We start from the raw sequence: 16883 nt of genomic DNA, 5'->3' as shown, positions 1-16883 counted from the left end.
TGAGGGAGGTCAGGGGCGCCCGCAGGTCAGCGGCCTGTACGGGCCGGTCGGGGAGAGTTCGCGGTCAGGAGTGCTCCGCGACCTCCTTGGCCCAGCGCATGTCCGGCTTGCCGGTGGGCGTGCGCTCGATGGCGGGGACGAGGTGCAGCCGGCGCGGCACCTTGTAGCGGGCCACATGGCCGCGGCAGTGCTCCTGGAGCGCGTCCAGGGTGAGCTCCGCGGAGCCGTCGCGCTGGTGGACCAGGGCGACCACGGTCTCTCCCCAGCGTTCGTCGGGTGCGCCGACCACCACCGTGTCGTAGACGGCCGGGTGCGCCTTGATCGCCGACTCCACCTCCTCCGGGAAGATCTTCTCGCCGCCGGAGTTGATGCACGACGAGCCGCGTCCCAGCAGGGTGATCCGCCCGTCCTCCTCCCGCCGGGCCCAGTCCCCGGGGACCGAGTAGCGGGTGCCGTCGGGGGCGGTGCGGAACACCTCGGCGCTCTTGACCGGGTCGCCGAGGTAGCGCAGCGGGATGTTGCCCCGTCGGGCGAGCTTGCCGATGACGCCGGCGGGCAGGGGGTTGAGGTCGTCGTCGACCACCTCGGAGTCGCCGATCGCGTTCGTGGTCACGGTGCCCTGGCCGCCCTCGTCGCCGGCCCGCCACTGGCTCACTCCGCCCGCGCCGCCCTCGGAGGAGCCGATCGCGTCGCTCAGGTAGAGGTTCGGCAGGAGCTCCAGATAGCGCTTCTTGACCGGGGCGGAGAACAGTGCCGCACTGCTGACCAGGCCGAACATCGAGCTCAGGTCGTAGTCGGCGCCGGGCGCGTCCAGGGCCTCGACGAGCGGTCGGCCCATCGCGTCCCCGGTGATCATGACGACGTTGACCTTCTCGCTCCCCACCAGCTCCCAGATCCGCCGGGCCTCGAAGCGGTCGACGAGCACCGCCCGGTTGCCACGGAACAGCTGCTGCATCAGCGCCCACTGGGTCGCGCCGTGCATCAGCGGCGCGATCGGGAGAAAGGTGATGGGATTGTCGTAGCCGGTGGTGACGATCTCCTCCGGCGTGGCCATCCGGTGCCCGTTGGTCACGTCGATGCCGCCGCCCAGGGCGAAGAAGACGTCCTCCTGCCGCCAGACCACGCCCTTGGGCAGACCGGTGGTGCCGCCGGTGAAGAGCAGGTAGTGGTCGTCGGGGGAGCGCGGCGCGAAGTCGCGCTGCGGGCCGCCGGAGGCGAGCGCCTTCTCGTACGGCACGGCCTGCAGGCCGGAGGCCGGGCTGCCGTCGTCGATGACGATCAGGTGCCGCAGGCCGGGCAGGCCGGGCAGGATCTCGGCGACGCGGTCGGCCCAGTGCTCCTGGTAGATCAGCGCGGTGGGCTCGGCCATCCCCAGCAGGTAGCTCAACTCATCCGTGACATAACGGTAGTTGACGTTGACACAGACCGCGCGGATCTTGCAGATCGCGAGCAGGGACTCCACCCACTCCGCACAGTTCAGCGCATAGACGGCGATCCGGTCGCCCGGTCCGAGGCCGGTCTCCTGGAGGTGGTGGGCCAGCCGGTTGGCCCGCTCGTCCAGTTCGGCGAAGCTGCGCCGGTGCACGGCGGCGCCGTCGGCGGAGGCGCAGCTGATCGCCTCCCGTGCGGGGAAGTGGTCAACCGCTTGCTCGAACAGATCGGCCAGGTTGAATTCCATGGCCGGAGAGTAGGAGCGGCACCTTGAGAACTCCAGGCCTCCGGCATCTTGAACATTCCTGGAACTTGTTCTTGGAACTGCACTTGAAAACCCGTCAGCAAGACTGCAACCTGTTCTAGATCTGAACCGGAATCGGTGGGCGAGGCTGCGGAGGCTGCTCCATGGCGGGCACAGAACATCTGATCATCGAACGGCAGGGCGCGACGCTCGTACTGACGCTGAACCGCCCTGAGGCCAAGAACGCGTTCTCGATACCGATGCTCGTCGGATTGCACGACGCCTGGATCGAGGCGGACGCGGACGACGAGGTGAGGTCGATCGTTCTCACCGGTGCGGGCGGGGCGTTCTGTGCCGGAATGGATCTCAAAGCGCTGGCCGGCGGGGGATTCGACCAGGACGATCCCTACCGCGCGCGGCTCGCCGCCGACCCGGACCTGCACTGGAAGGCGATGCTGCGGCACCACCGCCCGCGCAAGCCCGTCATCGCCGCCGTCGAGGGCGTCTGCGTCGCCGGCGGCACCGAGGTGCTGCAGGCCACGGACATCCGCGTCGCCGCCGAGTCCGCCAGCTTCGGGCTCTTCGAGGTCCGGCGCGGCCTCTTCCCCGTCGGCGGCTCCACGGTCCGGCTGACCCGCCAGATCGCGCACACCCACGCCCTGGAGATGCTGCTCACCGGCCGCCGCTACAGCGCCGCCGAGGCGCGCGACATCGGCCTGGTGGGGAGTGTGGTCCCGGACGGCACCGCGCTCAAGCGGGCCCTCGAGCTGGCCGAGGCCGTGAACGAGGCGGCGCCGCTCGCCGTCGAGGCGGTCAAGCACTCCGTCTACGAGACGGCCGCGCTGAGCGAGGAGGACGGGCTCAAGCGCGAGCTGGAGATCGGCTGGCCGATCTTCGCCACCGAGGACGCCAAGGAAGGCCCCCGCGCCTTCGCCGAGAAGCGCGCCCCCGTCTACCGCCGCCGCTAGCGCCCGTCCGGCGGACCGGAAGCCCCGTCGGCCGCCGAGCGGACCGGGGCCGACCGACAGGGCACCCGTCATCACCTCATCCGACCCCCACCCCCCACCCCAAGGACGCCGCCATGCCTCCCGAGGTGCTCAGCGCACCGCTCGTCGTCGAGTTCCCTTTCACCCGCTCCACCGGACCCGTGCTCGGAGCCTTCCTCACCGGGCTGCGCGAACGCGTCGTGCTCGGCGTCCGGGCCGGGGACGGGCGGGTGATCTGCCCGCCCGCCGAGTACGACCCGGTCACCGCCGAGGAGTTGACCGACCTGGTCCCGCTCGGACAGCTCGGCACCGTCACCACCTGGGCCTGGAACGACCGCCCCCGGCCCTACCAGCCGCTGGACACCCCCTTCGCCTGGGTGCTGGTCCGCCTCGACGGCGCCGACACCGCGCTGCTGCACGCGCTCGACGCGCCGCGCCACAGTGTGCGCAGCGGCATGCGGGTCGCGATCCGCTGGGCCGAGGAGCGCACCGGCGCCATCACCGACATCGCCTGCTTCGTGCCGGCGCCGACCGCGGAGGCCTCCGCCGCATGAGCTCAGTCGCCGAACTCCTGGCGGGCATACCGGAACTGGCGGGCGTCGAACCCGTCACCAGGGTCACGCTCCCGGCCCGCCTGGACTACACCCACTCCCCGGGCGCCGCGCAGACCCGCTTCCTGACCGCGCTGCCCGAGAAACGCCTGCTCGCCGAGCGATGCCCGCAGTGCACCCGCGTGTACGTGCCGCCCCGCGGCGCCTGCCCGACCTGCGGGATCGCCACCACGGAGCAGCTGGAACTGCCGCACACCGGCACCGTCACCACCTTCTGCATCGTCAACATCGCCGCCAAGGGCCTCGACCTCGAGGTGCCCTACTGCTACGCCTACGTGCTGATCGACGGCGCGCACGTCGGGCTGCACGCGCGGATCGGCGAGATCCCGTACGCCGAGGTCCACATCGGCCAGCGGGTCGAGGCCGTGTGGAACGAGGCGAAGCTCGGCCCGACCCTGGCCTCCATCAGCCACTTCCGTCCCACCGGAGAGCCCGACGCGGACCCTGAGTCCTACCGGAGGTGGATGTGACCCGCGACATCGCCGTCGTCGCCTTCGCGCAGACGAGCCACACCCGCCGCACCGACCAGCTCAGCGAGGTCGAGCTGGTGATGCCGGTGATCCACGACGTGCTCAAGCAGACCGGTCTGGCGGCCAACCGGATCGGCTTCACCTGCTCCGGCAGCAGCGACTACCTGGCCGGCCGCGCCTTCTCCTTCACCATGGCGCTCGACGGCGTCGGGGCCTGGCCGCCGATCTCCGAGTCGCACGTGGAGATGGACGGCGCCTGGGCGCTCTACGAGGCCTGGGTGAAACTGCGGACCGGCGAGGCCGACACGGCCCTGGTCTACTCCTACGGCAAGTCCTCGCCGGGCAGCGTCCGTGACGTGCTCACCCGGCAGCTGGACCCCTACACCCTCGCGCCGCTCTGGCCCGACTCGGTCGCGCTCGCCGCGCTCCAGGCCCGGGCGCTGATCGACTCCGGGCTCACCGACGAGGCCGCGCTCGCGGAGACCGCGGTGCGCAGCCGCCGCGACGCCGCCGGCAACCCGCACGCCCAACTGCGCGGCAGCGCCGACGCGGCCGAACTCCTGCGCGGGCCCTACGAGGTCGAGCCGCTGCGCCGGCACGACTGCCCGCCGATCAGCGACGGCGCCGCGGCCGTGGTCCTCGCGGCCGGCGACGCCGCCCGCGCGCTGCACGCCAACCCCGCCTGGATCCGCGGCATCGACCACCGGATCGAGGCGCACCAGCCGGGCGTGCGCGACCTCACCGAGTCCCCGTCCACCCGGACCGCCGCCGTCGCGGCCGGAGCCTTCGACGCTCCGCTGGACGCGGCGGAACTGCACGCGCCGTTCACCTCGCAGGAGATCGTGCTCCGCCGCGCGCTGGACCTGAACGACGCGGTGCCGGTCAACCTCTCCGGCGGCGCGCTGGCCGCCAACCCGGTGATGGCCGCGGGCCTCATCAGGATCGGCGAGGCCGCCGCCCTGATCCACGACGGCCGTGCGCGGCGCGTGCTGGCCCACGCCACGTCGGGTCCCTGCCTGCAGCAGAACCTGGTCGCCGTGCTGGAAGGAGAGGCGCGATGAGCGCCTGGGCCACCGGTCCTGAGCAGGGCCGAATCGGAGCGCGAAAGGACACGGCATGAGCGCGCAGCGCAACAGGCGACCCGTCGCCGTCGTCGGGATCGGCCAGACCAAGCACGTCGCCGCACGCCACGACGTCTCCATCGCCGGCCTGCTGCGCGAGGCCGCCGTGCGGGCGCTCGCCGACGCCGAGCTGAGCTGGGCCGACATCGACGCCGTCGTCATCGGCAAGGCGCCCGACTTCTTCGAGGGCGTGATGATGCCGGAGCTCTACCTGGCCGACGCGCTCGGGGCGGTCGGCAAGCCCATGCTGCGGGTGCACACCGCCGGTTCCGTGGGCGGATCGACGGCGCTGGTCGCCGCCAACCTGGTCGCGGCGGGCGTGCACGGCACCGTGCTGACGGTGGCGTTCGAGAAGCAGTCGGAGTCCAACGCCATGTGGGGACTCTCGCTGCCGGTCCCGTTCCAGCAGCCGCTGACCGCCGGCGCGGGCGGCTTCTTCGCGCCGCACGTGCGCGCCTACATGCGGCGGACCGGTGCACCTGACACCGTCGGCTCGCTGGTGGCGTTCAAGGACCGCCACAACGCGCTGAAGAACCCCTATGCGCATCTCCACGAGCACGACCTGACGCTGGAGAAGGTGCAGACCTCGCCGATGCTGTGGGACCCGATCCGCTACTCGGAGACCTGTCCCTCCTCCGACGGCGCGTGCGCGCTGGTGCTCACCGGGGAGCGCGGCGCCGCCCGCGCGCCGCGGCGACCGGCGTGGGTGCACGGCGGGGCGATGCGCAGCGAGCCGACCATCTTCGCGGGCAAGGACTACGTCAGTCCGCAGGCCGGCCGTGACTGCGCCGCGGACGTCTACCGGCAGGCGGGGATCACCGACCCGCGGCGGCAGATCGACGTCGCGGAGATCTACGTCCCCTTCTCCTGGTACGAACCGATGTGGCTGGAGAACCTCGGCTTCGCCGAGGAGGGCGAGGGCTGGAAGCTGGTCGAGGCGGGGGTCACCGAGATCGACGGCGACCTGCCGGTCAACCCCTCGGGCGGGGTGCTCTCCTCCAACCCCATCGGCGCCTCCGGCATGATCCGCTTCGCCGAGGCGGCGATGCAGGTGCGCGGCCAGGCCGGCGAGCACCAGATCGACGGCGCCCGCCGCGCGCTCGGCCACGCGTACGGAGGGGGCGCGCAGTTCTTCTCCATGTGGCTCGTCGGCGACGAGAAGCCGGAGCACTGAACCGCCCCCGCTGTCACCCCGATCCGCCCGTCCTCACCCGCACGGGCGGATCGTGTCGAAGGCCTCCACCCAGGCGTGTCGCGGAGATTACAGTGGGATCAACTGACGGCGGGAGGAGCACGACGTGACGAGCGACGCATTCTTCGACGAATCCGCGGGGGCCGGGGTTCTCACTCAGCGGGGTCCATTCGAGAGTGGCGTTGACGGAAGCAAACCCCCTCTCGATCTGAGCGGCGCCGAGTGGCTGTCCAGCAGCCAGGGCGTGGGCGACGTGCAGATCGCCTTCGTGGACGGATTCATCGCCATGCGCGACGGACGGAGCCCCGAGGGCCCGTCGCTGATCTTCACCCCGGCCGAGTGGAACGCCTTCGTACTCGGCGCCCGCGACGGCGAGTTCGACCTGACCTGATCCGGCCGACCTCTCCGGGCCGGATCACCCGACGAGGCGCGCCGCGTTGCCGCCGAGGACCAGGGCGAGCACCGCCCTGTCGTCCACGGCGGCCTCGACGGTGCGGCGCGCCGCGACGACGTCACCGTAGGGCGTATTGGAGCCGAAGAGGCAGCGTTCCGGCAGCTCGCGCACCGCGGCCCGGACCGCGAACACCTGCAGCGCGCTGGACAGCTCGATGTGCAGGTTGGGCGTCTGCAGGGCCAGGTCGACGAGCTCCAGCCAGTTGAACCCGCCCAGCGCGCCCACGACGAGCGGCACGGTGCGGTACCGCGCGGCCAGCGCGGCGTAGGTGCGCAGGTCCTCGACGGTGTTCGGGGCGAAGCCGTGCACCAGGACGGGCACGCCACCGTGGTCGGCGCTGACCGCGAGTGCCGGCTCGATGAGCTCGGCCCGGCCGGGGGCGGGCGTCAGCTCGCCGATCCCCACGATGCCGGGTCGGGCGAGCGCGGAGTCGAGCCAGGCGGCCGTCGTCCGCTCGGCGTCGACCCCCAGGCGGGCGCTCGCGAGACCGACGGCCTCCTGCGGGTGTGCGTCCAGAGCGGCGCAGAGCTCCGCCATCGCCGCGCGGAACTCCTCCTCCGCGGCCGCCTCGCCGCCGACCACCCCGACCAGCCGGGCGAACTCGGCACGCAGGCCGTCCAGTGTCGTCGGCGCCTCGGGATGGACGCGGGTGGACTGCAGCACCGTGCGCGTCACCCCCGCCCGCCGTGCACGAGCCAGCTGAGCGGGGACGTCGACGGTGACGTGCGCGTGAAAGTCGATGATCATTCCGTCACGCTAAACTTTGACACCGGTGTGAAGGTCAAGGCGGCGGCGGGGGATCGGGACAGTCATGCGCGTCGGCGAGCTCGCCCGACGGACCGGGGTCAGCCCCAGGGCGCTGCGGCACTACGACCAGAACGGGCTGCTGCCCTCGCAACGGCTGGCGAACGGCTACCGTGACTTCCCCGAGCCCACCGTCGAACGGGTCCGCAGGATCAGGCAGTTGCTGGAGATCGGGCTCGACCTCGACGATGTCGCCCGGCTGCTCCCGTGCTTCGCCGAGGACGGGAAGCTGACGCCGTGCGAGCGCGCGCGGCAACGGCTGCACGCCCAGATCACCGACATCGACGCCAGGATGGCATCGCTGCGCGCCACCCGTCGCATGCTGGCCGACGAGCTCGCCCGGCTCTGACCCCTCCGGCTCCGGCGGCCGGTTCATCGGCTCGTTCGTGGCCGGAGGACGTGGGCGACGGCGGTGTGGTGGAAGTGCTCGGCCCAGCCCAGGGGGGTGGCGTCGAACCGGGCGTCGCGGATGTCCGGGTCGGCGCCCAGGTCGAGCAGGAGGTTCGCGCCGGTCACGTCGTCGGCGGCCGCCGCCTGGTGCAGCGCGGTCTCCCACGGCTGGTCGAGCGGGATGTCGCCGCGGCCCAGCGCGTTGACGTCGAATCCGAGCGCCACCAGCAGTGGCACGGCGCGCCAGGCTCCGCGGGCCGCCGCCCAGACGACCAGCCCTGGTCGCTGCCGGCGCGCGGCGTCGGCGTGCGCGCGCAAGCGTTCGACGCCGGCCCGATCGCCGGCCAGGGCCGCCGCGACGAGTGCGTCGACGTCGTCCGCCGGTGACCAGGGAGCGCCGTGCGCGGCCAGGTACCCGAGCACCTCGGTGCTGCCGCACAGCGCGGCCAGGCGTGCCGGTGTGCTGCCGTCCCAGACGCGCCGGTGCGCCGGGCGATCGTCGCGGAACCTGAAGGCGGCACGCAGGTCGGCGCGCTCGGCCAGCAGACCCACCCGCCCGACGAGATCGTGGGAGACCGCCCACCAGAGTTGATCGGCGATCAGGTCGGCGGGGGAGGCGATCGCGTTCCCCAGCCGTGCCCGCCACGGGCCGCCGTCGCCGTGCCCGAGGCCGTGGTCGATCAGCAGCCGCAGGTGGTCGTCGGCGGACCCGAACTGGCGGTTGTACAAGGCCTGGGCGTCGTTGGGATCGGCGCCGGCGGCCAGCAGGGTGCGGGCCAGAGCGGCGGCTCGCGGATGGGCCGGCTGCCCGCCCTCGCCGCCGCCCAGGGCTCCGGCCAGCGCGGTGAAGGGCGAGGTCAGACCGTGCCACAGATAGCCGGCGTTCGGGTCGGCGCCGTGGTCGAGCAGCATGCCGGCGGTCCGGGCGACGGCGTCCGCGCTGACGGAGGGATCGTGCCGGGCGTACGCCAGGTACAGGAGCGGCTCCCACGCGAACGGGCCGCCCTCCGCGGCGGCCGCCGACGGATCCGCGGCGAGCAGGCCGGCGAGCGCGTCGCCGTCGGCCGCGGCCGCCGCCACGTGCACCGAGGCAGTGGCGAGGTCGGGGTGGGCGGCGAGCAGTGCCGCGGCCCGCCGCCAGCGGGCCGGGTCGTCGTCGTGGCCGTACCGGAGACAGGCCAGCAGCAGGAACTCGTCGGCGCGGGAGATCGCCGCGTCCACCTGGTCGGGGACCCTGCGGTACTGCCGGATGGTCTGGACGTGCCGCTTGAGCGCGGCCCAGGAAGGGAACCCGTGGTGGCGGGCGACGACCAGCTGCGCACCGGCCAGTGACGGCGGGTGCGGCCCGTCCGGGTGGTGAGCGCCCACCAGGGCCAGCGCGTCCGGGGCGCCGGACCTGGCGTGGTCGCGAAGATCCTTGGCCTGTTTGCGCAGTTGCTCGAAGCTCGGGTCGTCGGGAAGACGCACGGTCGCCACGGCGACCTCCTTCCAGGGCCCGCGGTCCGCTGCGCCGGGCTGAAAGGAGGGAGGGCGATGCCGATGCCGCAACGCACAGCCGGGTGGGCTCGGCCCTGTCCGCGGACGGGTGGCGCCCCGGAGCGCCACCGGAAGTCTAGAGCCTCGGCACCCGCTGTGGGGGAACCGAAAAAGGCGCCGCGCCGACCACCCCCACGGGGTCGACGCGGCGCCCAGCCCGCTCTCGCTCGCCCCCACGCGGTGCGGAGCGGGCCCGCCGACCCGGCCGGTCAGGGCAGGGCAGGCGAGTACTTCGGTTTCTTCCGGGTTACGGGGTCCAGGTTCGCAGAACGCGCAGCCGGTCCGCAGGCTCACCAGTGATCCCGAGCGATCCCAGTGGGTCGTCCGACGGCCGCTGCGGGCTCACCGAGGCGTCAACGGCTCGGGGGGCAGGCGCGGAAACACGCAGCGGAAGCCACCCGTAGCAGGTCGATATGACCCCTGCTCACCAGATGCGGCGATCTCTGCATGTCGCCGACCGTAATCGGAACGTGATCGCCGCGTCAACCTGCGTCTCGGGGCCGGACCCGAACCGGCCCCCTGGCACGCGTTCGCGACCTCGGCGGACACGTACGATTGCCCCATGGCTTTTCTTCGCCGCCGCTCCGGCACACCCGCAGGCCCGGACTTCGACATTCTCGCCATGGACCCGAGCGACTGGCCCGGCGACTTCGGCGCCGCGCTGCTCAGTGATCCGGAGGACGGCAGCTGCCACGGAGTGGTGCTGCGTTACGACCTGATGGGCGGGCGGGGCCCCTCGATGATGATCGGCAACCTGCGTCCGGGTTCGCCGGCCAGGGAGCCCGAGGACGGCGTGCCGCTCGAGGTGCGGCAGATGCTGGCGGCCATCGGCAACGACGAGCCGGTCGGCGTCCTCGACAGCGAGGACTTCCCGGTCATGCTGGACGACGCGCTGCTGATCGTGAAGAAGGTCAAGCTGAGCGAGAGCCGGCTCGCCTGTGTCCAGTTCGGTCGCAGCGACGACGTCCAGGTGACCGTGGTGACCTGGGACCGGCCGGTCAGCGAGGATCTCTACCGGCTGCTGAAGCCCCTGCCCGCGGACATGTTCCAGATCTGATCGGGTCCGCGGATGTCGCTGAACGAAGCCATGGCGCGGCTGCCGCGCGTCGTCGACCTGCTCGCCGCGCGGGCCGACGAGCACGACCGTGAGGCGGCCTTCCCCTACCGGGGAGTGGAGGCGCTGCACGAGGCCGGTCTGCTGACGCTGACCGTCGGCACGGAACACGGCGGCGTGGGCGCGGGGGTGGCGGACACGGTCCGGCTGCTCGCGGCGCTCGGCGGTGGCGACCCCTCGGTCGCGCTGCTCGCCGCGGACACCCTGCTCACCCATGCCGCCCAGGCGCGGGCCGCCCGCTGGCCCGCCGCCGCGTACAAGTCCCTGCTCGCCGACTCCCGGCGCGGTCCGGCGCTGGTCGGCTCGCTGCGCGCCGCCGAGGGCGGGGCGGGGGTGACGGCCTCGCGCGGCTCGGAGGGATGGCTGCTGACCGGCCGTGAGCAGGCGGTTCCCGGTGCCGAGGCACTGGCCTGGATGACGGTCGAGGCGCGGCTCGAAGACACGGCGGAGGAGCGGGCGACCTTCCTGGTGCCGGGGGACAGCCCGGGAGTCGCCGTCGAACCGGGCTGGGAGCAGCTCGGACTGCGCGCCGGTGCGGTGCAGGACGTGCACTTCGAGAAGGTGCAGGCGCAGGACGCCCACCGGCTCGCCTCGCCCACCCCCCGTGACGAGGCCTGCCGTCGGCTGGCGATCGCCGCGGTCTGTCTGGGCATCGGCGGCGGCGCGCACACCTGGCTGGCCAGGAACGGCAGGGGGCTGCCGGCCTCGGAGCTCGGCCGGGTGGCGCTCGAACTCGCGGAGGCGGAGGAGCTGTTGAACGGCATCGCCGGCGGCCTCGACGCGGACCTGGCGGGCGCGGACCGGCGAGCCGCCTGGCTCGCTCCCGGCATCGCGCAGCGTGGCCTCTCCGTCGTGCAGCGGGTCGTCGCCCTCTCCGGGGCCACGGGTCTCAGCCGCGTCGTCCCGCTCGAACGTCATCTGCGCGACGCGGTCAGCGTCAGGGCCCTGCTGCCCCGCGAGGACGTCGTCCTCCACGAGGCGGGCTCCTCACCCCTCTGACCGGAAGCTGGGGCCGGTCCTCGAACCCTCAGGGCGGAGGGGCGTCCTCGTACGGGACCGTACGTGGATGACCCGGTGGCGCAGCCAGGGGTGCCTCCCGGCCGGTGGCCGGGGGAGACCTTGTCAGGCGGCCAGGAAGGGGTGCGAGGACAGGCCCCCTAGCGAGTGCCGACCGCGGCGCGGACGGCACGTCGGGCCAGCCCGGCGTCCTCGTGCAGGCGGCGGATCAGGATCCGCTGCTCCTCGCCCGCACCTGGCACGTCGTGGCGGCGGATCTCGCGCATCAGCACCAGGATCAGGTTGACCAGGAAGGCGTCCCTGGGCAGCGTGCCCGAGGCCTGCGCGACCTGGCTGAGCTGGCGGCGCGCCCCGGTGTCCCCGGCCATGACGGCCCAGAGGAGTGCGAGGTCGTAGCCGGGCAGGTACCAGCCGGTCTGCTCCCAGTCGACCAGGACCGGACCCGAGGGCGCGAGCAGCACGTTGGTCAGCAGCGCGTCGCCGTGGCAGAACTGCCAGGGCTGGTGGGTCAGGCCGTGCAGCAGCTGCTGGAGATCCCCGGCGTCGCGGTCGGTGAGCAGGCCCAGCGCGTGGTAGCGCGCGATCTCCTTGGGGTAGTCGAGCGGGCGGTCGAAGACCCCCGTCGGAGGACGCCACAGGTTGAGCGCGCGGACCGCGCCGAGGATCGCGCGGACCTCGCCCGGCGTGGGGGTGTCGGAGGGGTGGCGCTCGCGGGCGGCGGGACGACCGGGGACGCGCTCCATCAGCAGGACGCAGCGGTCCGCGTCGGCGGCGACCAGCTTGGGCAGCCGGGCCGGCGGACGGTGACGGACGAAGGCGCGGTAGGCGGCGACCTCGCGGTGGAACTGCTCGGTCCCCTCAAGATCCTCGCCAGGGCGCGCCAGGGCCTTCGCCACCACCGGCGTGCGGCCCGCCGTGCCCGCGATCAGCACGTGGCGGCCGTCGCGGAGCAGCTGGCGCGGCACGAAGGCGGGAGATATCCGCGCGATGTGGGCCAGCGCGGCGCGGACCTGCGGGGAGCGCTCGGCGGGATTCTCCGGCCGGGCCGCGACGCCCGGACGGGCCGGGGCGGGCATCGGCCGACGCAGCTGCTGGGCGGCGTGGGGGCCGCTCATCTCGCGGGGGCGCGGGTCGAGGCCCAGCGCGGGCCGGCGCCGCAGCGGGCCGGTGGGGGACGGCTGCTGCGGTCGGGACACCGGGGCGGGGGAGAGAGCCTGTGAGTACATGGGGTGGGTCCTGGTCCCTTCGTGTGTCCGGTGGCGGGCTGCCGCCGGCGGGCCTGGTCGGCCTGCCGCTGCTCGGGGTGGCGCGCGGCTCGTGACGGGCCGGGGCCCGGATGGCACACCCTGGGGAGTTGTGCCTCCCGGGCGAGTCCTGGCGCGTGGCGATCCGCACGCCACCCCTCGCGCCACCCCTGCCCCTGGGCTGTTCCCCGACTCTCGGACCGGCGATGGACCAGGTTGGGGTGGCGCAGCTCTACAACACACCGAGGCACAGATAGCGGGACAGCTAGCGGACCCTGGCGAACCCTGGCGAATGCTCGCCTGGCACATGACGGGTGGTTAGCCTCGAAAGTGCCGAGGAACCTGGGGGCTTGACGTGAACCGAGGACCGAACACCCGATTCGCCGATCTGTTCGCCCTGACGGGCTGGTCGAAAGGCGAGTTGGCGCGGATGGTCAACCGCCGTGGGGCGGCGGCCGGACAGCAGCAGCTGTCGACCGACACCTCGCGGGTGCGCCGTTGGATGGAGCGCGGGGAGATTCCCCGCGATCCCGTCCCGCGCATCCTGGCGGCTCTCTTCAGCGAGCAGCTCGGCCGAGTAGTCACGCCAGAGGACCTCGGCTTCCAACGGGAACGGCACAGTGGGCCCGGCGCGCGACGAGGCGCGCCGGACAGCTCCAGACCGGCGCCAGGGCAGACAGCCGCGGTCCTCACCGAGTTCACGGGAATGGACCTGATGCTCAATCGACGCGGACTGATGGGCGCGAGCACCGCCCTCGCGGCGGGCGCCGCCATCGCCAACCCCCTGTACGACTGGATGCGGTCCCCGGCCGCGCCACCGCCCCCGGCCGGCTCGTCGGCCGCCGCGGTGCGCAGCCCCTCGGCCCTGCCGGCGCTCGACTTCTACGAGGCCGGCCCCGTGGGCGAGGACGAGGTGAGCGCGCTGGAGGAGTCGGTGGAGGTCTTCCGCCGGTGGGACGCCTCCCGCGGCGGAGGACTGCAGCGCAAGGCGGTGGTAGGCCAGCTCAACGAGGTCGGCGGCATGCTGACCTACGATCACCCCGACTACCTGGAGCGCCGCCTGTGGGGCGTGGCGGCGAACCTGGCCGTGCTGGCCGGGTGGATGTCCCACGACGTGGGGCTGGAGCCGACGGCGCAGAAGTACTTCGTCATGGCCGTGCACGCCGCCCGTGAGGCGGAGGACAAGCCGCGGGCGAGCGAGGCGCTGGCGCGCGCCGCCCGTCAGATGGTCCACCTGGGCCGCGCCGGCGACGCCCTGGACCTGATGCGGGTCGCCGAGGCCGGCGCGGGCGGCGGCACCCTGCCGCGCACGCGCGCCATGCTGCGCACGGTGGAGGCCTGGGCGCACGCGTCACTGGGCCACAGCCAGGCCACCCGGCGCACCCTGGGCGAGGCGGAGGACCTCTTCGCCCAGGACACCGGTGAGCCGGGGCCGAGCTGGCTGCAGTTCTTCGACCTGGCCGACCTGCACGGCATGCAGGCGCTGACCTACCGCACCCTGGCCGACCACGACCCCACGGCGGCGCCCCTGGCGCAGCGGCACGCCCTGCTGGCGCTGGAGCTGCGCGAGGGGGGCCACGACAGGTCCAAGCTGTTCGACCACATCTCGATGGCCTCCGCCTGCTACCTGGCCAACAAGCCGGACGAGGCGCAGCGCTACGCGCAGCTCGCGCTCAGCGCGACCGGGGAGATGTCCTCGCACCGCACCTGGGACCGGCTGCGGCAGATGTACCGCCTGACAGCGCGTTACGAGAGACTGCCGGCCGTTTCCGAGCTGCGCTCGGAGATCAGCAGGGCGATGCCGCGCAAGGCTCGCCCGCAGATCATCTGACAGGGCCGCGCGCCAGCTTGGCGCGGCGTGGCGCTGCGTGGCCGTTCAGGCCGCGGCGCGGCCGAGGTCGCGGAGGGCGAGCCAGACGGCGTGGACGCCGCCGTCGTCGGCGAGCTGTGGGGCGCCGACGCAGTGGACGGTGCGGACGGAGCCGTCCTCGAACTGGAGCCGGAACTCGGCGTCGATCGGCTTGCCGTCGACCAGGGCGGCGGTGAGCAGGCCGGAGACCGTGCGGCGGTCCTCCGGGTGCAGCGCGCTGGGCAGCTGGTCGAGGGTCAGCGGGCCCTCCTGCGGTGCGCGCGCGAAGATCCGGTACATCTCGGCGGACCAGGCGACCCTGTCGTTCGTGAGATCCCATTCGGCGTCGCCGAGCAGGGCGACGCCGTCGCCCGGCGTCGCGGCGCCCGTCAGGGCCTCGACGACGCGCGCGAGCTCCTCGAGATGGGAGCGGGCATGCCCCAGAAGCGCTCGCTCGCTCCGGTCCCTGGTCGCGCCGAAGGCGGCGTCCAGCTGCTCGCGCAGGGCCTGGAGCTGCTGGGGCAGTGACGGGGGAGGTAGCTGGGGGTGCATGGCGTCCCACGGTTTTCTCGGGGTGACCGGTGACCGTTACGACTCTTGCACAGAGCGTGGCGACGGGGGGTGGCTTTTTCGAAAGTAGGGCAAGTTTTGCCTTTGGCATATGCCTCAGACGGCCGGTCCCGGCGCGGTCCGGTCCCGTTCCTCCACCTCTCCGGCCCGTCGCCGACCCCATGTCGGAGGGGCGGCGGATGCGCGGGGAGCTGGGCGGACGGTAGGATTCCGTGCTTCCGGCTGGCGGCCTCTCGACAGCCGGTGCCAGAATTCCCCCGCGGCCACCGTCGCGGACCCGAACCACCCCCGTACGCGGGCAGGACCGACCAGGTCCACCGCCCCGCGTACTGAAATTCCATTGCCACCAGGACCGCCGCAACGGATGCTGACCTCATGTTCGAGCCCGCGATAGCGCCCAGCGCCTCCCTTCTCGGCCTGCTTCAGCGGGGCCGAGGGGACGGCACCCTGCACGCTCTGGCGGCCGAGCGTCTCGACGCGCTCGCCGCCCTGGAGGAGTGCGTCACCAGAGACCCCCGCCGCAACTGGCAGGTGGAGAACCGCTCCCTCTACTACGCGCGCCTCTACATGGAGCTGGAGGCGCCGCTCTCCGGGCTCGAGGCGCACCTCTTCGACGCGTGGGACTCGCTCGACGACAGCGAGTCGCGCACCGGCCTGACCCTGGCCGTGCTCGGTCGCCTCGCCGGCTACGGCCGCCGGGACGCGCTGCAACTGCTGCGGCGCTACACGGCCGAGGGCAGCAACTGGGCCTGGGCCTTGGACGAGTTGGCCGTGCGGGAGACCGACGAGGGCCTGCGTTCGCTCGCCGAACCGGTGCTGGCGCGCTTCCCGCAGGGCCCCGAGGGGGACGCGGAACTGCGCGCCGCCGTGCGGGACGCCTACGAGCCCAGGCCCTGGCACCTCTGGGCGGCCGAGCACCCGCGGGTCGCCGCGGCGACCGAGCGCGCGCCCTTCGACCTGTGGCAGCGCCAGATGGAACGCCCGCAGACGCCGGAGTGGAGCACCACCGCCGTCCTGGCCTGGGCCGACGCGGACCCCGCCGCCGACGGACCCGCCCTGGTCCGCAAGGCCGCCGCGGCGGCCCGGCTGCTCGGCGCGGTGGCCGGTCCCGCGGACCTCCCGCTGCTGCGGACCACGGCCCGCGAGGGCCGTCCCGCCGCGCGCTGTGCCGCGCTGCGCCACCTGGCCGAGGCCGAGGACGAGTCCCTGCCGGGCCTGATGGAGCTCGCCGTCGAGGACGGCTCGGAGCCCGTGGCCGACTTCGCGCTGGACACCCTGGGCCGGATGCGCGGCGAGCGCATTCTCGCGCACGCGCGCGCCTGGGCCGGCCGCCACCAAGGCGGACGCCTGTCGGAGGCCGCGGCCCGGCTGCTCGCCTGCGCCGGCGGCCCCGAGGACGCCCCCCACGTCGTCGCCGCCCTGCACCGCGAGGTCTCCGCCACCGGTACGGACAGCGAGCTGCTCTTCCCGCTGGTCGAGGGCGTCGGCCGGCTGGAGGCCGTGCAGGCGGTGTCGGTCCTGCGCCACATCTACGCCGAGACCGTCTGCTCCCAGCTCCGCCAGAGCGCGGCCAGGGGCCTGGCCGTCGTCGACCCCTATTTCGCGACGGGCGCCGCGGTCGAATGCCTCTGGGACTGCGAGGAGGCGACCCGCGAGCTGGCCGCCCGCCACGTCCTGACCAAGGGCGACGTACGCGTCCTCGACCGCCTGCGCCGCATGGCGGCCGACCCGGGCGAAGAAGCCGAGGTCCACGCTGCGGTCCGCGGCCGCCTCAGCGCGGGTTGACCGCCCGCCGCTCCTGAGGCGCGCCACCGCGGCCCGAAGCGGCGCTGCGGTCGGCCGGGGCTGCG

Annotated in this window: 15 protein-coding genes and 1 pseudogene; 10 read left to right on the top strand and 6 right to left on the bottom strand. The window is 73.4% G+C overall.

Annotated features, from left to right (window positions below):
* Positions 1–64 precede the first annotated feature (64 nt).
* A complete protein-coding gene (locus BS83_RS15535; protein ID WP_037604416.1) occupies positions 65–1678 on the bottom strand; it encodes an acyl-CoA synthetase in 1614 nt (537 codons plus the stop codon).
* Positions 1679–1839: 161 nt separating this feature from the next.
* Here BS83_RS15535 and BS83_RS15530 point away from each other — a divergent pair, with 161 nt between their 5' ends.
* From BS83_RS15530 to BS83_RS43975, 5 genes and pseudogenes are all read left to right on the top strand, one after another.
* The gene (locus tag BS83_RS15530; protein WP_037604415.1) at positions 1840–2643 is read left to right on the top strand and encodes a crotonase/enoyl-CoA hydratase family protein; all 804 of its coding nucleotides are present in this window, start codon (positions 1840–1842) and stop codon (positions 2641–2643) included.
* Positions 2644–2756: 113 nt separating this feature from the next.
* A pseudogene (locus tag BS83_RS45440) lies at positions 2757–3742 on the top strand (Zn-ribbon domain-containing OB-fold protein).
* Positions 3739–4803, top strand: a complete 1065-nt coding sequence (locus BS83_RS15520; RefSeq protein WP_037604414.1) for a thiolase domain-containing protein — start codon at positions 3739–3741, stop codon at positions 4801–4803. Before BS83_RS45440 ends, BS83_RS15520 begins: the two are co-directional and overlap by 4 nt.
* A 55-nt stretch (positions 4804–4858) precedes the next feature.
* Positions 4859–6037, top strand: a complete 1179-nt coding sequence (locus BS83_RS15515) for a thiolase domain-containing protein (protein WP_037604413.1) — start codon at positions 4859–4861, stop codon at positions 6035–6037.
* A 124-nt stretch (positions 6038–6161) separates the two neighbouring features.
* Positions 6162–6446: a DUF397 domain-containing protein gene (locus BS83_RS43975; protein WP_084713540.1), complete on the top strand. Its 285-nt coding sequence runs from the start codon at positions 6162–6164 to the stop codon at positions 6444–6446.
* A gap of 24 nt (positions 6447–6470) precedes the next feature.
* Here the strand turns inward: BS83_RS43975 and BS83_RS15505 are convergent, their stop codons facing one another.
* Positions 6471–7256, bottom strand: a complete 786-nt coding sequence (locus tag BS83_RS15505) for an amidohydrolase family protein (RefSeq protein WP_037604412.1) — start codon at positions 7254–7256, stop codon at positions 6471–6473.
* Positions 7257–7320: 64 nt separating this feature from the next.
* Between BS83_RS15505 and BS83_RS15500 the strand changes: the two genes are divergently transcribed.
* The gene (locus BS83_RS15500) at positions 7321–7662 is read left to right on the top strand and encodes a MerR family transcriptional regulator (protein WP_037604411.1); all 342 of its coding nucleotides are present in this window, start codon (positions 7321–7323) and stop codon (positions 7660–7662) included.
* Between the two features lie 23 nt (positions 7663–7685).
* Here BS83_RS15500 and BS83_RS15495 read toward each other — a convergent pair whose 3' ends face one another.
* Together BS83_RS15495 and BS83_RS48915 are read right to left on the bottom strand one after the other, a co-directional pair.
* Positions 7686–9179, bottom strand: a complete 1494-nt coding sequence (locus BS83_RS15495) for an ankyrin repeat domain-containing protein (protein ID WP_037604410.1) — start codon at positions 9177–9179, stop codon at positions 7686–7688.
* Between the two features lie 413 nt (positions 9180–9592).
* The gene (locus BS83_RS48915) at positions 9593–9688 is read right to left on the bottom strand and encodes a putative leader peptide (RefSeq protein WP_408641005.1); all 96 of its coding nucleotides are present in this window, start codon (positions 9686–9688) and stop codon (positions 9593–9595) included.
* A 113-nt stretch (positions 9689–9801) separates the two neighbouring features.
* Here BS83_RS48915 and BS83_RS15490 point away from each other — a divergent pair, with 113 nt between their 5' ends.
* Both BS83_RS15490 and BS83_RS15485 read left to right on the top strand, forming a co-directional pair.
* Positions 9802–10296 carry a hypothetical protein gene (locus BS83_RS15490; RefSeq protein WP_037604409.1) on the top strand — a complete coding sequence of 165 codons (495 nt, stop codon included), beginning with the start codon at positions 9802–9804 and terminating at the stop codon, positions 10294–10296.
* 12 nt (positions 10297–10308) lie between these two features.
* Positions 10309–11352 (top strand): acyl-CoA dehydrogenase family protein, encoded by a 1044-nt coding sequence (locus tag BS83_RS15485; RefSeq protein WP_037604408.1) that lies wholly within the window; start codon positions 10309–10311, stop codon positions 11350–11352.
* Positions 11353–11510: 158 nt separating this feature from the next.
* Here BS83_RS15485 and BS83_RS15480 read toward each other — a convergent pair whose 3' ends face one another.
* The gene (locus tag BS83_RS15480; protein WP_037604407.1) at positions 11511–12596 is read right to left on the bottom strand and encodes a phosphotransferase; all 1086 of its coding nucleotides are present in this window, start codon (positions 12594–12596) and stop codon (positions 11511–11513) included.
* A 373-nt stretch (positions 12597–12969) separates the two neighbouring features.
* Here BS83_RS15480 and BS83_RS15475 point away from each other — a divergent pair, with 373 nt between their 5' ends.
* Positions 12970–14445, top strand: coding sequence for a DNA-binding protein NsdB (locus tag BS83_RS15475; protein WP_037604406.1), 1476 nt, complete (start codon positions 12970–12972; stop codon positions 14443–14445).
* A 45-nt stretch (positions 14446–14490) separates the two neighbouring features.
* Here the strand turns inward: BS83_RS15475 and BS83_RS15470 are convergent, their stop codons facing one another.
* A complete protein-coding gene (locus BS83_RS15470; protein WP_051943090.1) occupies positions 14491–15015 on the bottom strand; it encodes a PAS domain-containing protein in 525 nt (174 codons plus the stop codon).
* A gap of 393 nt (positions 15016–15408) precedes the next feature.
* Here BS83_RS15470 and BS83_RS15465 point away from each other — a divergent pair, with 393 nt between their 5' ends.
* Positions 15409–16818, top strand: coding sequence for a hypothetical protein (locus BS83_RS15465; protein WP_037604405.1), 1410 nt, complete (start codon positions 15409–15411; stop codon positions 16816–16818).
* The last annotated feature ends 65 nt before the right edge of the window (positions 16819–16883 follow it).

The sequence above is a fragment of the Streptacidiphilus rugosus AM-16 genome (genome assembly GCF_000744655.1).
GTDB classification, from domain to species: Bacteria; Actinomycetota; Actinomycetes; order Streptomycetales; family Streptomycetaceae; genus Streptacidiphilus; species Streptacidiphilus rugosus.
Note: the sequence above shows the minus strand (reverse complement) of the source record. Positions and strands in the feature narration are given on the sequence as shown.

Bases quoted from the DNA above. Each gene is read 5' to 3' on its own strand.
- BS83_RS15515 (WP_037604413.1), top strand. From the start codon at position 4,859: ATGAGCGCGCAGCGCAACAGGCGACCCGTCGCCGTCGTCGGGATCGGC.
- BS83_RS15500 (WP_037604411.1), top strand. From the start codon at position 7,321: ATGCGCGTCGGCGAGCTCGCCCGACGGACCGGGGTCAGCCCCAGGGCG.
- BS83_RS15465 (WP_037604405.1), top strand. From the start codon at position 15,409: ATGTTCGAGCCCGCGATAGCGCCCAGCGCCTCCCTTCTCGGCCTGCTT.
- BS83_RS48915 (WP_408641005.1), bottom strand. From the start codon at position 9,688: ATGCAGAGATCGCCGCATCTGGTGAGCAGGGGTCATATCGACCTGCTA.
- BS83_RS15485 (WP_037604408.1), top strand. From the start codon at position 10,309: ATGTCGCTGAACGAAGCCATGGCGCGGCTGCCGCGCGTCGTCGACCTG.
- BS83_RS15505 (WP_037604412.1), bottom strand. From the start codon at position 7,256: ATGATCATCGACTTTCACGCGCACGTCACCGTCGACGTCCCCGCTCAG.
- BS83_RS15530 (WP_037604415.1), top strand. From the start codon at position 1,840: ATGGCGGGCACAGAACATCTGATCATCGAACGGCAGGGCGCGACGCTC.
- BS83_RS15480 (WP_037604407.1), bottom strand. From the start codon at position 12,596: ATGTACTCACAGGCTCTCTCCCCCGCCCCGGTGTCCCGACCGCAGCAG.
- BS83_RS15535 (WP_037604416.1), bottom strand. From the start codon at position 1,678: ATGGAATTCAACCTGGCCGATCTGTTCGAGCAAGCGGTTGACCACTTC.
- BS83_RS15470 (WP_051943090.1), bottom strand. From the start codon at position 15,015: ATGCACCCCCAGCTACCTCCCCCGTCACTGCCCCAGCAGCTCCAGGCC.
- BS83_RS15490 (WP_037604409.1), top strand. From the start codon at position 9,802: ATGGCTTTTCTTCGCCGCCGCTCCGGCACACCCGCAGGCCCGGACTTC.